The 17,175-nt window shown below is 32.9% G+C and carries 18 protein-coding genes; 10 read left to right on the top strand and 8 right to left on the bottom strand.

The genetic code is table 11. The features are described 5' to 3' along the window. The first annotated feature begins 82 nt into the window (after nt 1-82). Together ABTV69_RS07080 and ABTV69_RS07075 are read left to right on the top strand one after the other, a co-directional pair. Complete coding sequence (locus ABTV69_RS07080; RefSeq protein ID WP_433834926.1) at nt 83-487, top strand: helix-turn-helix domain-containing protein; 405 nt, start codon at nt 83-85, stop codon at nt 485-487. Nucleotides 488-570: 83 nt separating this feature from the next. After that, complete coding sequence (locus ABTV69_RS07075) at nt 571-1,182, top strand: hypothetical protein (RefSeq protein ID WP_433834925.1); 612 nt, start codon at nt 571-573, stop codon at nt 1,180-1,182. Between the two features lie 93 nt (nt 1,183-1,275). Here ABTV69_RS07075 and ABTV69_RS07070 read toward each other — a convergent pair whose 3' ends face one another. Beyond that, nucleotides 1,276-2,163 carry a cupin-like domain-containing protein gene (locus ABTV69_RS07070; protein WP_433834924.1) on the bottom strand — a complete coding sequence of 296 codons (888 nt, stop codon included), beginning with the start codon at nt 2,161-2,163 and terminating at the stop codon, nt 1,276-1,278. Nucleotides 2,164-2,252: 89 nt separating this feature from the next. Then, entirely contained in the window at nt 2,253-3,500 is a 1,248-nt protein-coding gene (locus ABTV69_RS07065) for an ABC transporter permease (protein ID WP_433834923.1), read from the bottom strand. 165 nt (nt 3,501-3,665) lie between these two features. Here ABTV69_RS07065 and purH point away from each other — a divergent pair, with 165 nt between their 5' ends. The 6 genes from purH to rodA all read left to right on the top strand — a co-directional run bounded on the left by purH (nt 3,666) and on the right by rodA (nt 10,926). Continuing rightward, nucleotides 3,666-5,192: a bifunctional phosphoribosylaminoimidazolecarboxamide formyltransferase/IMP cyclohydrolase gene (gene purH, locus ABTV69_RS07060; RefSeq protein WP_433834922.1), complete on the top strand. Its 1,527-nt coding sequence runs from the start codon at nt 3,666-3,668 to the stop codon at nt 5,190-5,192. A 56-nt stretch (nt 5,193-5,248) separates the two neighbouring features. Then, the gene (locus ABTV69_RS07055; protein WP_008466528.1) at nt 5,249-6,277 is read left to right on the top strand and encodes a rod shape-determining protein; all 1,029 of its coding nucleotides are present in this window, start codon (nt 5,249-5,251) and stop codon (nt 6,275-6,277) included. A gap of 111 nt (nt 6,278-6,388) precedes the next feature. Next, the gene (gene mreC, locus ABTV69_RS07050) at nt 6,389-7,213 is read left to right on the top strand and encodes a rod shape-determining protein MreC (protein ID WP_433834921.1); all 825 of its coding nucleotides are present in this window, start codon (nt 6,389-6,391) and stop codon (nt 7,211-7,213) included. After that, complete coding sequence (locus tag ABTV69_RS07045) at nt 7,206-7,712, top strand: rod shape-determining protein MreD (RefSeq protein ID WP_095928103.1); 507 nt, start codon at nt 7,206-7,208, stop codon at nt 7,710-7,712. The genes mreC and ABTV69_RS07045 overlap by 8 nt, the downstream gene beginning before the upstream one ends. Continuing rightward, nucleotides 7,709-9,673: a penicillin-binding protein 2 gene (gene mrdA / locus ABTV69_RS07040; protein ID WP_433834920.1), complete on the top strand. Its 1,965-nt coding sequence runs from the start codon at nt 7,709-7,711 to the stop codon at nt 9,671-9,673. Before ABTV69_RS07045 ends, mrdA begins: the two co-directional genes overlap by 4 nt. A gap of 17 nt (nt 9,674-9,690) precedes the next feature. Continuing rightward, complete coding sequence (rodA, locus tag ABTV69_RS07035; protein ID WP_433834919.1) at nt 9,691-10,926, top strand: rod shape-determining protein RodA; 1,236 nt, start codon at nt 9,691-9,693, stop codon at nt 10,924-10,926. 216 nt (nt 10,927-11,142) lie between these two features. On the opposite strand, the gene ABTV69_RS07030 is transcribed toward rodA, so the two are convergent. The 6 genes from ABTV69_RS07030 to xrtF all read right to left on the bottom strand — a co-directional run bounded on the left by ABTV69_RS07030 (nt 11,143) and on the right by xrtF (nt 15,882). Further along, entirely contained in the window at nt 11,143-11,823 is a 681-nt protein-coding gene (locus tag ABTV69_RS07030; protein ID WP_433834918.1) for a DedA family protein, read from the bottom strand. Nucleotides 11,824-11,957: 134 nt separating this feature from the next. Continuing rightward, nucleotides 11,958-12,299, bottom strand: a complete 342-nt coding sequence (locus ABTV69_RS07025; RefSeq protein WP_433834917.1) for a heavy-metal-associated domain-containing protein — start codon at nt 12,297-12,299, stop codon at nt 11,958-11,960. 42 nt (nt 12,300-12,341) lie between these two features. After that, on the bottom strand, nt 12,342-14,348 hold the full coding sequence (locus ABTV69_RS07020) for a TonB-dependent receptor plug domain-containing protein (RefSeq protein ID WP_433834916.1): 2,007 nt from the start codon (nt 14,346-14,348) through the stop codon (nt 12,342-12,344). Nucleotides 14,349-14,464: 116 nt separating this feature from the next. Next, a complete protein-coding gene (locus ABTV69_RS07015; protein ID WP_433834915.1) occupies nt 14,465-14,863 on the bottom strand; it encodes an HYC_CC_PP family protein in 399 nt (132 codons plus the stop codon). 46 nt (nt 14,864-14,909) lie between these two features. Next, nucleotides 14,910-15,356, bottom strand: coding sequence for an exosortase F system-associated membrane protein (locus ABTV69_RS07010; protein WP_433834914.1), 447 nt, complete (start codon nt 15,354-15,356; stop codon nt 14,910-14,912). Continuing rightward, nucleotides 15,346-15,882: an exosortase family protein XrtF gene (gene xrtF / locus ABTV69_RS07005; protein WP_433834913.1), complete on the bottom strand. Its 537-nt coding sequence runs from the start codon at nt 15,880-15,882 to the stop codon at nt 15,346-15,348. Before xrtF ends, ABTV69_RS07010 begins: the two co-directional genes overlap by 11 nt. Nucleotides 15,883-15,953: 71 nt before the next feature. On the opposite strand from xrtF, the gene ABTV69_RS07000 reads away from it, so the two are divergent. Together ABTV69_RS07000 and ABTV69_RS06995 are read left to right on the top strand one after the other, a co-directional pair. After that, entirely contained in the window at nt 15,954-16,409 is a 456-nt protein-coding gene (locus ABTV69_RS07000; protein ID WP_433834912.1) for a GAF domain-containing protein, read from the top strand. Between the two features lie 33 nt (nt 16,410-16,442). After that, nucleotides 16,443-17,129 carry a hypothetical protein gene (locus tag ABTV69_RS06995; protein WP_433834911.1) on the top strand — a complete coding sequence of 229 codons (687 nt, stop codon included), beginning with the start codon at nt 16,443-16,445 and terminating at the stop codon, nt 17,127-17,129. The last annotated feature ends 46 nt before the right edge of the window (nt 17,130-17,175 follow it).

The following is a 17,175-nucleotide window of genomic DNA, read 5'->3' as shown; positions in this document are numbered from 1 at the left end:
TAGCTTTATTGTATCACACTAATGCAATCCTGTTTTTTACAAAACTTTATTTTTTATTAAGCAATATAAATATCTTTGAACTATGAACACAGCAACAAAACCAAAACATATAGGACGACAAATAAGCCGTATTCGCGAACTTAAAGATATGAAACAAGAAGCCTTAGCACAAGCTTTAGGAGTATCTCAACAATCTGTATCAACAATGGAAAATAGCGAAACCATTGAGGACGCAAAGCTTGAAGAAGTAGCTAAAGCTCTTGGAGTAAGTGTTGAAGCAATTAAAAACTTTACAGAAGAAAATATGATTAATTATTTTAATAATTTTTACGATAATAGCGTTAGCAATGGCACAAACGGAATGTTCAATCCTAGCCATTGTACATTCAACCCTTTAGATAAGGTTGTTGAACTTTACGAACGTTTGGTTCAGGCAGAAAAAGATAAAAACGAATATTTAGAAAAGTTAATGAAAGGAAAACAATAGCCTTCTAAATCATAACAATAGAAAATCCTAAGAAATTGCTTCTTGGGATTTTTTTATATCTTTATTTTTAAATCTGATTCTTTATGACTAGAATTTTTATTGGTTTTATGATTTGTTTTTTTCTTTTGAATTGCATTAAGAAAGAAGAAAAGGTTATTGAGAAAAATAAATCATATATTATTTCTTATGAGAATAAAAAATTTAAAAAATATTCTGATTCGCTACAAAAGAATAGTGACAGAGTAATCTTCTCTTCTATAAAAGGCTTTTATTGTCAAAATCAACTTTTAATTGATAAAAAAGGCAACCTATTCTTTTACCAAATAGAATATATTCCAAGAATATGCTCGTCCTCAAGAGGAGTTGAAAGCATACCGTATCTGTCAAACATAGTTCCTATAGATTTAATTCAAATTCCACAGTCAAGCTTAAATGATTTTCTTTCTCTAAATATTCTTAGCAAGAAAAAAAACGAACAAAGATTAATAATTGCATCTCAAAACGATACAATAAAAAATATGTCGATTTTTAGTTTTATAAATAAACTAGAAGCTTATAAAATTAGAAGAACAACGCAAGAAGAAGATACTATCTTAAAATACAAGAAAAACAATGAATTCTACAATTATGAAGATATTAAATGGGACCAAAACAGAATTACACTTCCTTTTATAAAACCGACGCTGAATAAATAATATGTATCGTTCCTACGGAACTCTATTTTGACGAACGTTCAATCTCAACGGAATAAATTCCGTTACTACCGATATTTTATTCCTACGGAATTTTTAGCTCGCTTTTTTCAAGTCCTTTTTCAGTTCTTTTTCTGCAATTTTATAAGCTAGTTTTTCGCGCCATACAGCATAACGCTTTCTAAAAACTACTTTTATACCGCTGTCTACTGCGCCATGCATAAATAAGCTCCAAACGCTGGCAATTTTTCGGGACCAAGACGCATCCCATGCTCGAAGTGTGAGCGAAAAAGAACCATCAACATAACGCATCCAATGCCACATTCCTGTTGGCATAAATAAGGTGTCGCCATGTTCTAAGAAAACCTCATAACCTTCTACCCCTTTTAAAGCTGGGAATTTTTCAAAATCGGGATTGGCCACATCGTAATCTTCCAATGCGTAAGTTGTATTTGGAAGACAATAGAGCCTTTTTTTCCATTTATAATCAAATAATATGATATGTTTTCGCCCTCCAAAATGAGTATGAAAAAGATGAGGCAAGTCAATATCATAATGTAAAAAAGTAACTGCTTTAGAACCTCCAAAAAACATGGCAGGCATACTTTCTATAAAACCTCCCATTAATTCTTTTGGAACTTTTACATCATTGACCAATTCTGGTCTGTGTTTAAAAAGATTGAAGAAAAAAATACGCAATTGCGTTGGCTCTCTTTTTATGAGATCTAGGTACTCGCCAAATTTCATACTAGCGATTGAAGCATTAATTACTTTTGACGGATCTGCTTTAGAATTATCGACCAATTTAACTTCAATATCTCCCGCAATTTCCTTAAAATATTCCGTCGACCACTTCTCTTTTGCAGGCCAATCATTTGTAAGGCCTTTTATAATTAAAGGCTTTTTTTTATCCAAATAATTCTTTTTGAAATCTTCTCTAGAAATAGACTCAACGGTATCGACAGATCTAAGGTTAAAGCTCATTGGTTTAATGATTTAGTTTCTTGGTCTATCAAAAATATCTAATTATTTTGAGCCGTCAAAATTTACAGTAAAATAACACAAAAGTAATATTACATTCCTGTACGAATGGCTTCGACGGGATCTAGATTTGCCGCCGAAACTGCCGGTAGAATTCCGGAAACCAAACCAATAAAAGCAGCCAAACCAGTTCCTAGAAGAATATTTCCTAAACTTAAAACAAATTCAAAATCCAACATTTTGGTCAAAACAAAAGCAATTCCCCAAACCATCAAAAGACCAATAATTCCGCCAATAACAGAAAGAATAACAGCTTCAAACAAAAATTGAAATAATATAAATTTATTTTTTGCTCCTAATGATTTTTGAATTCCGATAAGATTGGTTCTTTCTTTTACCGAAACAAACATAATATTTGCTATTCCGAAACCTCCAACCAAAAGAGAAAATCCGCTAATAACCCATCCAACAGCATTCATCTGCCCTAAAATTCCATCGATAAAATTAGTAAAGCCAGAAAGCACATTAATGAAGAAATTATCCATTTCTCCTGCTTTCATTCCGCGAATAGCTCGAAGTTTCTGAGTAATTTCAGCTTTATACGCCTCCATATCAATACCTTTTTGTGGTTTTAAAACTATTACAGGCGTCATTGAATCGTTATCTCCGTACATTCTTCTTAAAAAATTAGCCGGAATATAAACAGAAGTATCATTGCTATCTCCAAAAAATCCTGCTCCTTGTTTTGCCATTACGCCAATAACAGTAAATCGCTGTCCGTAAAGACGAATATTTTTACCAAGCGGATCTGTTGTTCCAAAAAGTCCTTCAGCTATATCATATCCTAAAACGATAACGGCAGTTCCCGAATTAGATTCCGATTCATTATAAAATCTTCCTTTATCAAAAGTCACTCCGTCAATATCTACCATTTCGCTAGATGCTGGAGCAATATTTACATCACTAACTGTTTTTGAATCGTATTTTAATGTTTCCCTGTTTACAAAAAGCTGATATCCGACTTGATCGGTATTATTCATTGAATTTTTAAGCGCTATATACTCGTCATATTTCACATTCGGAAACTGCTCTCTTTTCCATTGTGGAATTTCAGACGGTCCAAAACTGAATTTCATTAAATAAATCGTATTTTTATCTAAGCTACTCAAATCTTTAGTAATTTTTTTATCTAAAGAATCAACAGCGGCCAAAACAGCAATAATTGAAAAAATACCAATTGTAACGCCTAAAAGCGACAATAACGTACGCAATTTATTATTTCGCAAAGCATTGATGGCGAAGCTTAGACTTTCTTTTAATAATCTCAGATAAACGATCATATTTTTGTATTTTTCAATAAAGTAAAATTCAATAATTTAAATTCAAAAACCTAATAAAAGTTAACTTACTCATCAGTAGATTTTTTTAGCATTTTGTTACACTAATTTTTTTTAATTTAAGATATAAAAAAACTACTTTTGCAGTCTCAAAATCATAACTACACAATGAGCACAACTAAAAAAATACAATCGGCATTAATTTCTGTTTTTTCTAAAGATGGATTAGAACCAATTGTTAGAAAATTACACGAACAAAATGTAACACTTTATTCAACTGGAGGAACTGAAGATTTCATCAAAAACCTTGGCATTCCTGTAGTTCCTGTTGAGGACATCACTTCTTTTCCAGAAATTCTTGGCGGAAGGGTAAAAACATTGCATCCGAAAATTTTTGGAGGAATCTTGAATCGTCAAGACAATGAAAGTGATGTGCAGCAAATGAAAGAATTTGACATCCCTCAAATCGATTTAGTAATTGTTGATTTATATCCTTTCGAAAAAACAGTTGCTTCTGGAGCTAGCGAACAAGATATTATTGAAAAAATTGATATTGGCGGTATTTCATTAATTCGTGCTGGTGCAAAAAATTTCAAGGACACTGTAATTGTTGCTTCTGTTAACGAATACAGTTTACTTTTAGATTTGATTACGGAGCAAGATGGAGCAACAACTTTAGAAAACAGAAGATTGTTTGCAACTAAAGCGTTCCACGTTTCATCTCACTATGACGGAGCAATTTTTAATTATTTCAATACAGACGAGACTATTTACAAAGAAAGCATTGCAAACGGTCAAGTTTTAAGATATGGTGAAAATCCTCACCAAAAAGGATTCTTCTTTGGAGATTTTGATGCAATGTTCAATAAACTTCACGGAAAAGAATTATCATATAACAACTTACTAGATGTTGATGCTGCAGTAAACTTAATTGCGGAATTTAAAACTGACGGACCGACGTTTGCAATTTTAAAACACAACAATGCTTGCGGATTAGCTTCAAGAAAAACAATCAGCGAAGCTTATTTAGCTGCTTTAGCTTGTGATCCTACTTCAGCTTTTGGAGGAGTGTTAATTTCTAATGTTAAAATTGATTTAGAAACTGCACAAGAAATCAACAAACTATTTTGTGAGGTCGTAATCGCTCCAGCATATGATGATGAGGCAATTACAGTATTACAAGAAAAGAAAAACAGAATTATTTTAGTACAACACGATGTTGAATTGCCAGCTCGTCAAGTAAGAACTTGTCTTAACGGATTGTTAATTCAAGACAGAAATAATATTACGGATAATAAAGAGCATTTAAAAACCGTTACAATTACAGAACCTACTGCTCAAGAGATCGAAGACTTGATCTTTGCTTCTAAAATCTGCAAGAATACAAAATCAAATACTATTGTTTTTGCTAAAAACGGAACATTGATTTCTTCAGGTACAGGTCAGACTTCAAGAGTTGACGCTTTAATTCAAGCAGTTGACAAAGCAAAAGCTTTTGGATTTGATTTAAACGGTGCTTCGATGGCAAGTGATGCATTTTTCCCTTTTCCGGATTGTGTAGAATTAGCTAAAAAAGCGGGAATAACAGCTGTAATTCAGCCAGGAGGTTCAATTAAAGACGAATTAAGTATAAATTATTGCAATGAAAATAATCTTGCAATGGTATTTACTGGAACGCGTCATTTTAAACATTAATTTGTTTAACTTTGTTCGATAAATAATTTATAACATTTTAAACCCCTAAAAAACTTATGGGATTTTTTGATTTCATGACCGAGGATATTGCGATAGACCTTGGAACCGCAAACACTTTAATCATTCATAATGATAAAGTTGTCATTGATAGTCCATCTATCGTTGCACGTGATAGAGTATCAGGCAAAATCATTGCTGTTGGTAAAGAAGCCAACATGATGCAAGGTAAAACACATGAAAACATCAAAACTATAAGGCCTTTGAAAGATGGTGTAATCGCTGACTTTGATGCTTCGGAAAAAATGATCAATATGTTCATTAAAAGTATTCCTGCATTGAAAAAAAGAATGTTTACTCCAGCTTTACGTATGGTTGTATGTATTCCTTCTGGTATTACTGAAGTGGAGATGAGAGCGGTGAAGGAATCTTGTGAGAGAGTAAACGGAAAAGAAGTTTACTTGATTCATGAACCAATGGCGGCGGCAATTGGTATCGGTATTGACATTATGCAACCAAAAGGAAACATGATTGTTGATATTGGAGGTGGTACAACAGAAATCGCTGTAATCGCATTAGGCGGAATTGTTTGTGACAAATCTGTTAAAATTGCGGGTGATGTTTTTACAAACGACATCGTGTATTACATGCGTACACAGCACAATCTTTTCGTAGGAGAAAGTACTGCTGAGAAAATTAAAATTCAAATTGGAGCGGCTATCGAAGATTTAGATGGACCACCAGAAGATATGTCAGTTCAAGGTAGAGATTTGCTTACTGGAAAACCAAAACAAGTAGATGTTTCTTACCGTGAAATTGCAAAAGCATTAGACAAATCTATCCAACGTATTGAAGATGCGGTAATGGAGACATTATCTCAAACTCCACCTGAGTTAGCAGCAGACATTTATAACACTGGTATCTATTTAGCTGGTGGTGGATCTATGTTGAGAGGTCTTGACAAACGTATTTCTCAAAAAACAGATTTACCAGTTTATATTGCTGAAGATCCATTGAGAGCTGTTGTTCGCGGTACAGGAATGGCTCTTAAAAACATTGCCAAATTTAAAAGTATCTTAATCAAATAAGATCCAAAATAACAATCAATTTACTTTTATAGGGGTCAGATTTTTACTATTTGACCCTTGTAAAAACTGAAACCTTTAAGCATATCCTGAAACAAAATAACCAGACAAGAAATGCAGCAAATATTTAATTTCCTTATAAGAAACAGTAATCGATTGCTGTTTTTGCTGCTTTTAGGTATTTCGTTGACGCTTACAATTCAATCGCATTCCTACCACAGAAGCAGAGTAATCAGTTCGGCCAATTTTTTAAGCGGAGGTGTTTATGAAAGAATTAATCGTGTAAACGAATATTTGAATTTAAGAGCCGAAAATGACGAACTTGTATTAGAGAATGCAAGGTTAAAAAGTCTTTTGTTTAACAAAGAAGACACCACCAAGGCACCATTGCCTGACAGCATAAAAGGTGTAAAACCTGCTGATATCGTTGTATCAAAAGTAATTCACAACACCTACAGTACACACGAAAACTATATCACTTTGAACTCTGGAAGCAAAGAAGGAGTTAAGCCTGATATGGGAGTTATCAATAGTTTAGGTATTGTCGGAGTAGTTGATAACACTTCTACAAATTACTCAACAGTGGTGAGTATTTTGAACATGAAGTCGCATATCAATGCTAAAATTAAAAAGTCTAATCACTTTGGTTCTTTAACTTGGGATGGAAAAAGCACAGGATTTGTTCAATTAGAAGATGTACCAAGATTAGCATCTATTAGAAAAGGAGATACCATTGTTACAGGAGGACAATCTGTTATTTTCCCAGAAGGAATCAATATCGGGACAGTAGACGTTATATACAAAAAAGAAGGTACAAGTTTTTATGTCATAAAAGTTAAGCTATTTAACGATATGACAAACTTGGGTCACGTATATGTTATCAAAAGCAAGGACAGAGAGGAACTTATTAATTTAGAAAACAAAGAAAAAAATGAATAGCGCTCTGTTAGTCAATATTTTTCGATTTATTATGTTACTGGCGGTTCAAATTGTTATTTTCAACAATATGAATTTCCTAGGATATATAAGTCCCTTTCCGTATATCTTATATATTATCCTGTATCCTGTAAACAGCAATAAAGCAGGATTAATTATTTCTAGCTTTTTACTTGGACTTACTATGGATATGTTCTGTAATTCTGGGGGCATACACGCAACAGCTTGTGTTATCCTAGCCTATTATAGGCCATATATTTTTAAGTTTTCTTTTGGTTTAAGTTATGAATATCAAACCATTAAACTGAACGAATCTTTAACACCAGAACGATTTTCATTTATACTGGTTTCCGTTTTAATGCATCATATTGTATTATTTGTTTTAGAAGCATTTCAATTCAAATTTATATGGGACATTTTGCTTCGAACCTTATTTAGTTCTATCTTTACCATAATCACCTCTATAATAATAATTTACCTTATTAAGCCCAATAAACGATGAGAAAAGTCTTGCTGCCCACTATAATTATTATTGCAGCGTCTTTGCTAGTGATTAGGATTTTTTACCTGCAGATTATTGATGATTCTTTCAAACTGAAATCGGAAAATAATGCGATAAAAAAGGTTTATGATTACCCAGAGAGAGGTTACATCTACGATCGTAACGGCAAACTTCTTGTTGCCAATCAGGCTTCGTATGATATCATGGTTATTCCTAGAGAGGTAAAAAAAGATTTAAATGTTGCTGAATTTTGCGCTCTTCTTAATATTACCGAAGAAGAATATCATAAGCGCATTGAAAAAGCAAAAGTTTACAGTCCAAGACTTCCTTCTGTTTTTTTGTCTCAGTTAAATAAAAATGAATTTGCTGCTTTTCAGGAAAAAATCAGAAAATATGAAGGTTTCTATTTTCAGAAAAGATCGCTGCGTGATTACGAAGTAGATTATGGCGCAAATATCTTTGGCTTTATCACACAGGTGAATGAGAAATTTATTGCTAAGAACCCATACTATAATAGTGGCGATTTGCATGGGATGCAAGGTGTAGAACAAAGCTATGAGGAAATTTTACGCGGAATAAAAGGTGTAAAATACATTCAAAAAGACAAATACAACAGAGAAATTGGTCCTTATAAAGAAGGAAAATACGATACTATTGCTGTTGCTGGAGAAGACATCAACTTAACTATTGATGCGGAACTTCAAAAATATGGCGAAGAATTAATGATCAATAAGCGAGGTGGAATTGTTGCTATTGAACCAAAAACAGGTGAAATTCTCGCATTGGTTACTGCTCCATCTTATGACCCGGGAATTCTAGTAGGACGCCAAAGATCTAAAAACTATACGCTTTTGTATCACGATTCTATTGCAAAACCATTGTACGATAGAGGACTTTTGGCGGAGTATCCTCCTGGATCACCCTTCAAAATTCTTACTGGTTTGGTTGCATTGCAAGAGGGCGTTGTAAACGAACAGACTACTTTTATGTGCCATCACGGTTTTAGTTATGGAGGAGGCCGTTTTATGAAATGTCACGGTTTTGGTCCACATCAATTGCATAACGGAATTTACAATTCTTGCAACACTTATTTTGGACAAGCTTATATGCTTACCATCAATAAGTATAAAAATCCTGGACAGGCTGTTGATGTTTGGAGCAGTCACGTAAAAAGTTTTGGTTTAGGCCAATTTATGGGCTATGATTTACCGACTGGAAAACGAGGCAACATCCCAACATCTAAAACATATAAAAGAATTTACCCGAACGGAGGATGGAGAAGTTCAACAATTGTATCTAATGCAATTGGCCAAGGAGAGGTTTTGATGACGCCTATTCAGTTAGCCAACATGATGGCCACTGTAGCAAATCAAGGATATTATTACACTCCTCACATCATTAAAAAAATTGAGGGAGAAAAGATTGACGAAAAGTTCACCACAAAACACGTGACTACAATTGATCAAAAGTATTTCCCACCTGTAATTAGCGGATTATTTGACGTTTACAACAAAGGTACTGCTTATGCTCTTAGAGTAGAAGGAATTGATATCTGTGGAAAAACAGGAACAGCTGAAAACTACGCTAAGATAAACGGTAAAAGAGAAAAACTTAAAGACCACTCTATATTTGTGGCTTTCGCACCTAAAGACAATCCAAAAATTGCCATTGCGGTAATGATTGAGAATGGAGGTTTTGGAGCAACAGTAGCGGGTCCTATTGCCAGTTTAATGATCGAAAAATATTTGAGGAAAAAAATCACAAGAACTGATTTAGAAACAAGAGTATTAAATAAAAGTTTGGCCGCTGAATATGCTAAACTGGGAGGCATGAATGCAGCTAGAGCTATCGAATCTGTTCCAAAAGATTCTGTTTTACAAGCAAAAATTGTTAAACCCAAAACACCAGTTACAACAACTGAAGTTAAAAAAACTGCAGTAGACACAACTAAGAAAAACTAAGAAGAGGATTATTTCAAATGAAAAACCAAAGTGTAAAAAATAATATTGATTGGATAAGTGTCTTTATCTACATTGCGCTGGTAACTTTAGGTTGGCTAAACATCTATTCATCTTCTTTATTATCAACCGATGGAACTTATCAAAAACAGCTTATTTTCATTGGTTGTACCATTCCGTTGATCTTTGTTGTTCTTTTTGTAGATGGTAAATTTTACGAAAAATACGCCAGTATCATATTTGGTGTATCATTATTGTCACTTGCAGGATTATTCCTTTTTGGAAAAACAATTGCAGGGCAGCGATGCTGGTATGCAATTGGCAGCTTTACACTTCAGCCTTCTGAGTTTGCAAAAGCCGCTACATCTTTAGCTTTAGCTAAATATCTAAGCGACACACAGATCAACTTAAAAGAAACTAACAGGCAAGTACAAGCATTGGCCATTATGCTATTACCGGTAATGCTAATTCTACCACAACCAGATCCTGGAAGTGCCTTAATCTATAGTGCTTTTATTCTAGTTTTATATAGAGAAGGTTTACCATCTTGGTATGTATGGACAGCATTTATAACGATTGTTCTTTTTGTCCTTACTTTAGTTTTAGAACCATATGCTGTTATTATAATGGCTTTCGTAGTTCTAGCCATTATACATTTTAAAGGCAGAGCTGTTGACCGAAATATAATTTTAAGCGGTATCTTATTAATCTTAATTTCAGGATTTGTTTTATCTGTAGATTACGTGTTTGATAACGTTTTTAAACAGCACCACAGAGACCGTTTCAATATTTTATTAGGAAAAACGGTAGACATGAAAGGCATTGGATACAATACCAACCAGTCTGAAATTGCAATTGGATCTGGTGGATGGATCGGAAAGGGATTTTTAGAAGGAACACAAACTAAAGGAGGATTTGTTCCTGAGCAGCACACCGATTATATTTTTACAACTGTTGGTGAAGAATGGGGATTTGCAGGTTCTTTTGTAGTTATTTTACTCTTCGTCAGCTTATTGCTTCGAGTAATTTATCTAGCAGAAAGACAGAAGACAAAGTTTAGTCGGGTGTATGGCTATTGTGTCGCCGCAATTCTCTTTATACACTTCTTCGTAAATATCGCAATGGTAATTGGAATTTTTCCAACAATCGGAGTTCCTCTACCGTTCTTTTCATACGGAGGTTCTGGACTTTGGGGCTTCACTATCTTGCTCTTTATTTTCCTTAAAATGGACGCTAATAAAGTGAATGAATGGTAAAGCATTTAAATATTCAAATACTGAAATTCCAAGTTTGAAATCTAAAAAGCAAAACCTAATCTAAGCACTAAAATCCTAAAGGAATTCAAATATTTAAATGTTTTATTTTAAATATTCATTAAACTTACAATAAGCAAATCAATAAATCTTGCTTTCCTATATTCATAAAAAAATCCGAAGTTTTTGAGCTTCGGATTTTTTTATTTCTCAATTAGATTATATCTGTTCGTTTGGTGTCTTTTTAAGTAATTTTAATAAAACTGGGAACGTTGAGATTATAATAATTATAACAATAATATATTCTATATGTTTCTTTAAATCTATTCCTTGTTTTAAGAAAACACCATATAAATAATGCCCTGCGAAAATTAAAATAAACGACCAAAGGAAAGAACTCAGAACATTATAAAACATAAATTTCTTTTTGTCCATAGAAACAATTCCAGCAACAATTGGAGCAAACGTTCTGAAAATTGGTAAGAAACGGGCATAAATAATTGCCTTTCCACCATATTTTTCAAAGAAGTCTTTGGATTGCAACAGGTATTTTTTCTTAAACCAGAATGTATCTTCTTTTTTAAACAAATAATAACCGCTTTTTGCACCAAACCAATATCCGGTCATATTACCTAAAACCCCCATTATTGCAACTGCCGTAGCAAGCAAGAATACATTTATAAAATCATTTGGAATATAGGCAACATTCTCTATTAGATCACGACTGTAAATACCTGCCAAAAAAAGCAAACTATCTCCAGGCAGAAAAAAACCTGCAAAAAGTCCTGTTTCAGCAAAAACTATAAACAGAACAATAAACAACCCAATCTGAACACCACCAACGCTTAAAGTAATATAAAATTCAGGGTTTAGTAACTGGGTCCATTCAAAATTATTCATAAAAGGGAAATTGGTTATCTTATAAGTCTGTGAAAGTAACAATAATTTACCTGAACCGCAATAAAATGCGGTATTTTAAACATAAATTAACTATTAAAAAAAGCCCAGACTGTTGGTCTGGGCTTCTCTTTGCATTATTCTCTTACATACTTGCAACAGCTATGCAAGTTGTCATAATCTGCAGTTGTTGCTTTAACTTCCTTTGTATCATGACCTGCCTTCGCAATAGCTTTATTTAAATCTGAAGGAGTACATTTCTCTTCGTTTAAAATTACAGAAAGCTGATGCGAACCTACATCCCAAGTTGCCGTTTTTACTCCTGGAACACCATAAGCCGCTTTTTCAATTCGTTTCTTGCATTGCTCGCAGTTACCGTTTACTTCAGTTGTATATTTAAAGTTTTTATTTTTCTTAGTTTGAGCTTGAGCCGAAAAACCTAAAAAAACCATCATCGCGATTAAAACTACTTTATTCATCTTTTAAATATTTATTGTTATTGAAATTTATTTTTTCCTTCTTTATTTAATTTTAAATCTTAACCCTGCATAATACATTTGCCCAAAAATTGGAGCGTATGCAATTGATGCATCAAAATTAGGTCCAAAAGGGTCATTTGCTCCTAAAATTGCTTTTTGCTGTTTGTAATTTCCAATATTCTCCCCTCCTACATACACTTCAAAAACAGATGAAAAAACACGCGTTACTTGTGCATTCATCACTGCATAGGCTGGTGAAAAATCAGGAAACTGATCTTCTGCAGGATTTGTTGCTGTATAAGGCAATTGCTGTTTTCCTGACCAATTATAAGTAAAATCAAATCTCCATTGCTTGTCATCGTTCATCGTTGTTTCATATTCTAAATTTCCTAAAAAACGATGTTTAGCTTGAAGCGGACGCTGGAATGTTCCTCTTAAATAATCGGTTTGAATATCGTAATATTTGTAAGCCGTTCTTAAATTTAAGTTATGGACCAATTCATAATTAAATTCTACTTGAAGGCTATTTGCAAACGAACTTCCTTTCAAATCGTAAAACAAAACTTGTTGTGGACTCTGCATCACATCTACAACAGCTTGATTTTGGAAATCTGTTCGATACAGATCAAAACCTGCATCGGCATTTCTATTAAAAATTTTGAATTTCTGTGAAAAACTCACTCCATAATTCCATGCGATTTCCGGATTTAAACCGTACACCTTACCGCTAGAATCTAAAATTGAGAACGTTCTTGAACTAGCAAAAAGCTGCTGATTCTCGGCAAAAATATTAGCAGAACGCTTTCCTCTACCTGCAGAAAAACGAAGAACACCGTTTTTCCAAGGGTTATATCTCATGTGCAATCTTGGCGTAACAAAAAATCCTAATCGGTTATGATTGTCAACTCTTCCTCCTAAAATCAAACTGAAATTATCTGTATTATCATAAGTATATTCAAAGAAAGCACCAATCGAATTATCAATTCTACTTACATCGGTTAGATTTACAAACTCTTGGTATTGATCGTAACTAAAATTCAAACCAGTTGTAAACTTATTCATGGTATTATTGATGATCGAATTAAAAATCAAATTAGAATAAAAACTATTTTGTTTGATATCGTATTGATTTAAACCATAATAAGAATCTTGTTTGTGGCTATTAAATGCATTTTGAAATCCGATGCTTTGATAGGGCATATCTTTAAACACATATCCAATTTTTGTTGAAACATCAAAACGTTCTGTATTAATTTCAGATCCCCAATAATTGGTCGTTCCGCGATCGCGATCTTTATCAAAATCAACTTCTCCGGTTTGTTTTTTATCATTCATATATCTGAAATTGATAAAACTAACCAAACCGCTTTCCGGGTCATAATATTGGTAACGATTCAAAACATTGATTTGTTTCCCTAACGGATTATCTAGAAAACCATCATCGTTCATGTCATTTTTAGCCACACGAGCATTTCCATGAACAAATAAACTTGTAGCCCATTTATCTGAAAGTTTTTTATTGAAATGCGTATTCAATTCAAAACGAGAATCGGTTGAACCATAAGCATTCAAGAAAAACGGAATATCATTTAAGGGTTTTAAAAGCTCTGTATTAATTTGCCCTGAAATACTTTCGTAACCGTTTATAACACTCCCTGCTCCTTTGGTAATTTGAACACTTTCAATCCAAGTTCCGGGAGTAAATGATAATCCGTAAGCTTGAGAAGCACCTCGAACAGAAGGAATATTTTCTTCCGTAATCATTAAATACGGACTCGTCAATCCAAGCATTTTGATCTGCTTAGTCCCTGTTAAGGCGTCAGAAAAATTAACGTCGATTGACGGATTAGTTTCAAAGCTTTCAGCCAGATTACAACAAGCGGCTTTTAGCAGTTCTTTACTAGTAATTACAGAAGTATTGGCTGTTAACGTATAGGATTTTTTAATTCCTTTTTGCTTTTTATTGATTTTTACTTCTTCTAGATCTTCTTGCGAAAACATAGATACAGAAAATAAAAACGCTACAAAAAGCATTATATTTTTTTGCATAAAAATGATTTTAATGTTGAAATAGAATTACATTTTTGCCTTTGTGAAAAACAAAAGCAATAAAAATGTAAATGCAAAGTCTTAATCAAGACTTGCAGTGCATCTTAACATTAAAATCAGGAATAGAAAATATACTGATGGTATAACTTAAATAAGGGGGGCGCATTTGCATCAGCATAATACGAAAGGACTTCTTTCTTTTTAAAATTTGGAATTTCTAAAAAGACAAGAGGTTTGTAATCTTGTATAACTGCTGGAAAAGCAAACTGAAAAAAGAAGAATTTGATTGTTGCATCATCTGATTTTTTTTCGAAATGAACAACTTTGTCTTTGCAGCAAGAATTTTTTTTCTCTTTAGAACCGCAACATTTCTTTTCAACAACGGGTTCTGCTGTAGTTCTTAATTTAACTGAAGCAATTTCTCCGCCGCAATAGTGCACATCAAAAGCAAACCCAATATTGGAAACCAATAAAAGGAGCGCTAGAAATAGACCTGTACACTTTTTCAAACTCATGCTGCAAAGCTATTCAAAAACTGCCGATAAAAAACTAAAACAAATGTTATTTTTTAGCTTTTTGAAGCTGATAGTAAAATCCGGGAATAAACAATAGCACCAAAATTGGCTGAATTATAAATCTTCTTACATAAAAAAGAGGCCATGCACCATCTGAGAAAAAATTTAGTATGATATAAAATGAGCTTAATAATACAACTAAAAAACAGGCATATAAAAACAAACTAAACTTAAAAATATCGCGATCTTGAAACAAAGTATAAATCAATAAAAGAGATAATGCAGAGTTTAAGAAGTAACGAAAAAAAAGTGACCAAAAAAGCTTTAAAGTTTCTACTACAGGATAAGGGCTTGAGTGAAAATCGGCTTCAAAATATACCAGAAAAGGGTCGTAAAACAATTTTCTTTCAAATATTCTAATCAAGGCAAAACCTATTACAACAAGAATTGCGATCAAAATTTTAAATTTATTCTCTTTTAAGTTATTTAGCATATTTTGAAAATCTATTGATCCAGAAAATCCATAAAATAAAAACGTATCCATAAATCATCAAAGGAAAGAAAATATTGTGCAAAAACTTTCCATATTGAGGAAAATTGTAACTCAATACAATCAAAAGCGAAATTCTAAAAACATTCAAAATATAAATAGAAATAAGCCCTAAAATTATAAACCATAATGTCTTTTTCAAATTTCCCGAAAACGCAGCAACAAACGACACAAAAAGAATCATCACACTTACAGCATTGCACCCTTCTGTTATTTGTGCTATAAATCTTCCGTTTAAAATAATTTCCTGCCACGGATTTTGCGAGCTTTTCTGAATTATAATGTCATAATTCAAAAACTTTAGCAGTTGTTCTGAGTTTTTTCCTGTTATCGTTGTCACAGCATCAAGTTCCTCACCTTGGTAGCCGTTTAAATAAAACTTATAAAGTACAGTAAGTACAATATAAGTCAGAAAAAAGATGCTTACAAAAATTAAGAATGGCTTAAACTGGACTAAATATTTTTTCAAGAGATTTTTTTTTCAAATTTATATATTTTTTGAGTTTAGCTTTAAATACTTTTGTATAAAATTTAATTATCATGACATTTCAAGAATTACAACCAAAAATAAGTGCAATTGTCGCTGACAATGAAACAGATAAAGACGGAAAATTATTAGCAATATGCCAACTTTTAAACGAAAATGTAGACTATTACAATTGGGTTGGATTTTATTTTGCTAATCACGAAGCGAAAACTTTACATTTAGGCCCGTATGTTGGTGCAGAAACAGATCATACTGTTATTCCGTTTGGAAAAGGAATTTGCGGTCAAGTAGCAGAAAGCAATGCCAATTTTGTAGTGCCAGACGTTAAAGCACAAGACAATTATATTGCTTGCAGTCTAACTGTAAAATCAGAAATCGTTGTTCCTTTATTTGTCAACGGCGTAAACATTGGACAAATTGATATTGACAGCCATGTTATTGATCCGTTTACAGAAGCTGACGAAAGATTTTTAGAATTTGTAAATCAAGAAGTTGCTAAATTATTCTAGAAGAACTATTTTTAAGATAAAAAATAGCACTGAATGAAAAGAATCTTGCTCTTTTTGCTTCTGATAATTTCAGTTCCTCTGTCTGCACAAATAAATATGGTTTCTAAAAAAATCTTTTTAGACTCCTTAAACCGCGAATGCACACCAGAAAACCATACCTACACCAGAGTAATTACCAATTATTCTCAGAAAAGCATACGTTATGTTGTAACCGATTTTTATAAAAACGGAAGAAAGAAAATGACAGGAACTACTCTGGATCGGGATGTTTTAAAAAAAGACGGAGAGTTTATCTATTATTTTAAAAATGGAGCAAAAGAAACTGTCGTTAATTACTCTGATGATCATAAAAGCGGAAAAGAAATTAATTGGTATGAGAATCAAAGCAAAAAGTGTGAAAAACAAAATCTTTGGGATCCAAAAACCAAAAAGACGCAAACACTGGTTCTTAACTGTTGGGATGAAAACAAAAATCAGACTGTCGTTGGCGGAAATGGAGATTATGAAGAAACCGATCAATTTATAACACAAAAAGGAACACTCAAAGACGGACTAAAACAAGGCATTTGGGAAGGAAATGATACTGCTCGAAAAACTACTTTTGTCGATAATTACGATCATGGCGTTTTAGTTTCAGGCACAAGTACAGATGCCAACAATGTAAAATTTTCTTATTCTTCTTTAAGCGAAAAGCATTCTGGAAAAAAAGTTCGAAATTAAAATGACAATTAATTGCATGTTATGTAATATCCACTATTTTTACTAC

It is taken from the genome of Flavobacterium anhuiense, from assembly GCF_050990855.1.
In the GTDB taxonomy this organism is placed as follows: domain Bacteria; phylum Bacteroidota; class Bacteroidia; order Flavobacteriales; family Flavobacteriaceae; genus Flavobacterium; species Flavobacterium anhuiense_C.
Note: the sequence above shows the minus strand (reverse complement) of the source record. Positions and strands in the feature narration are given on the sequence as shown.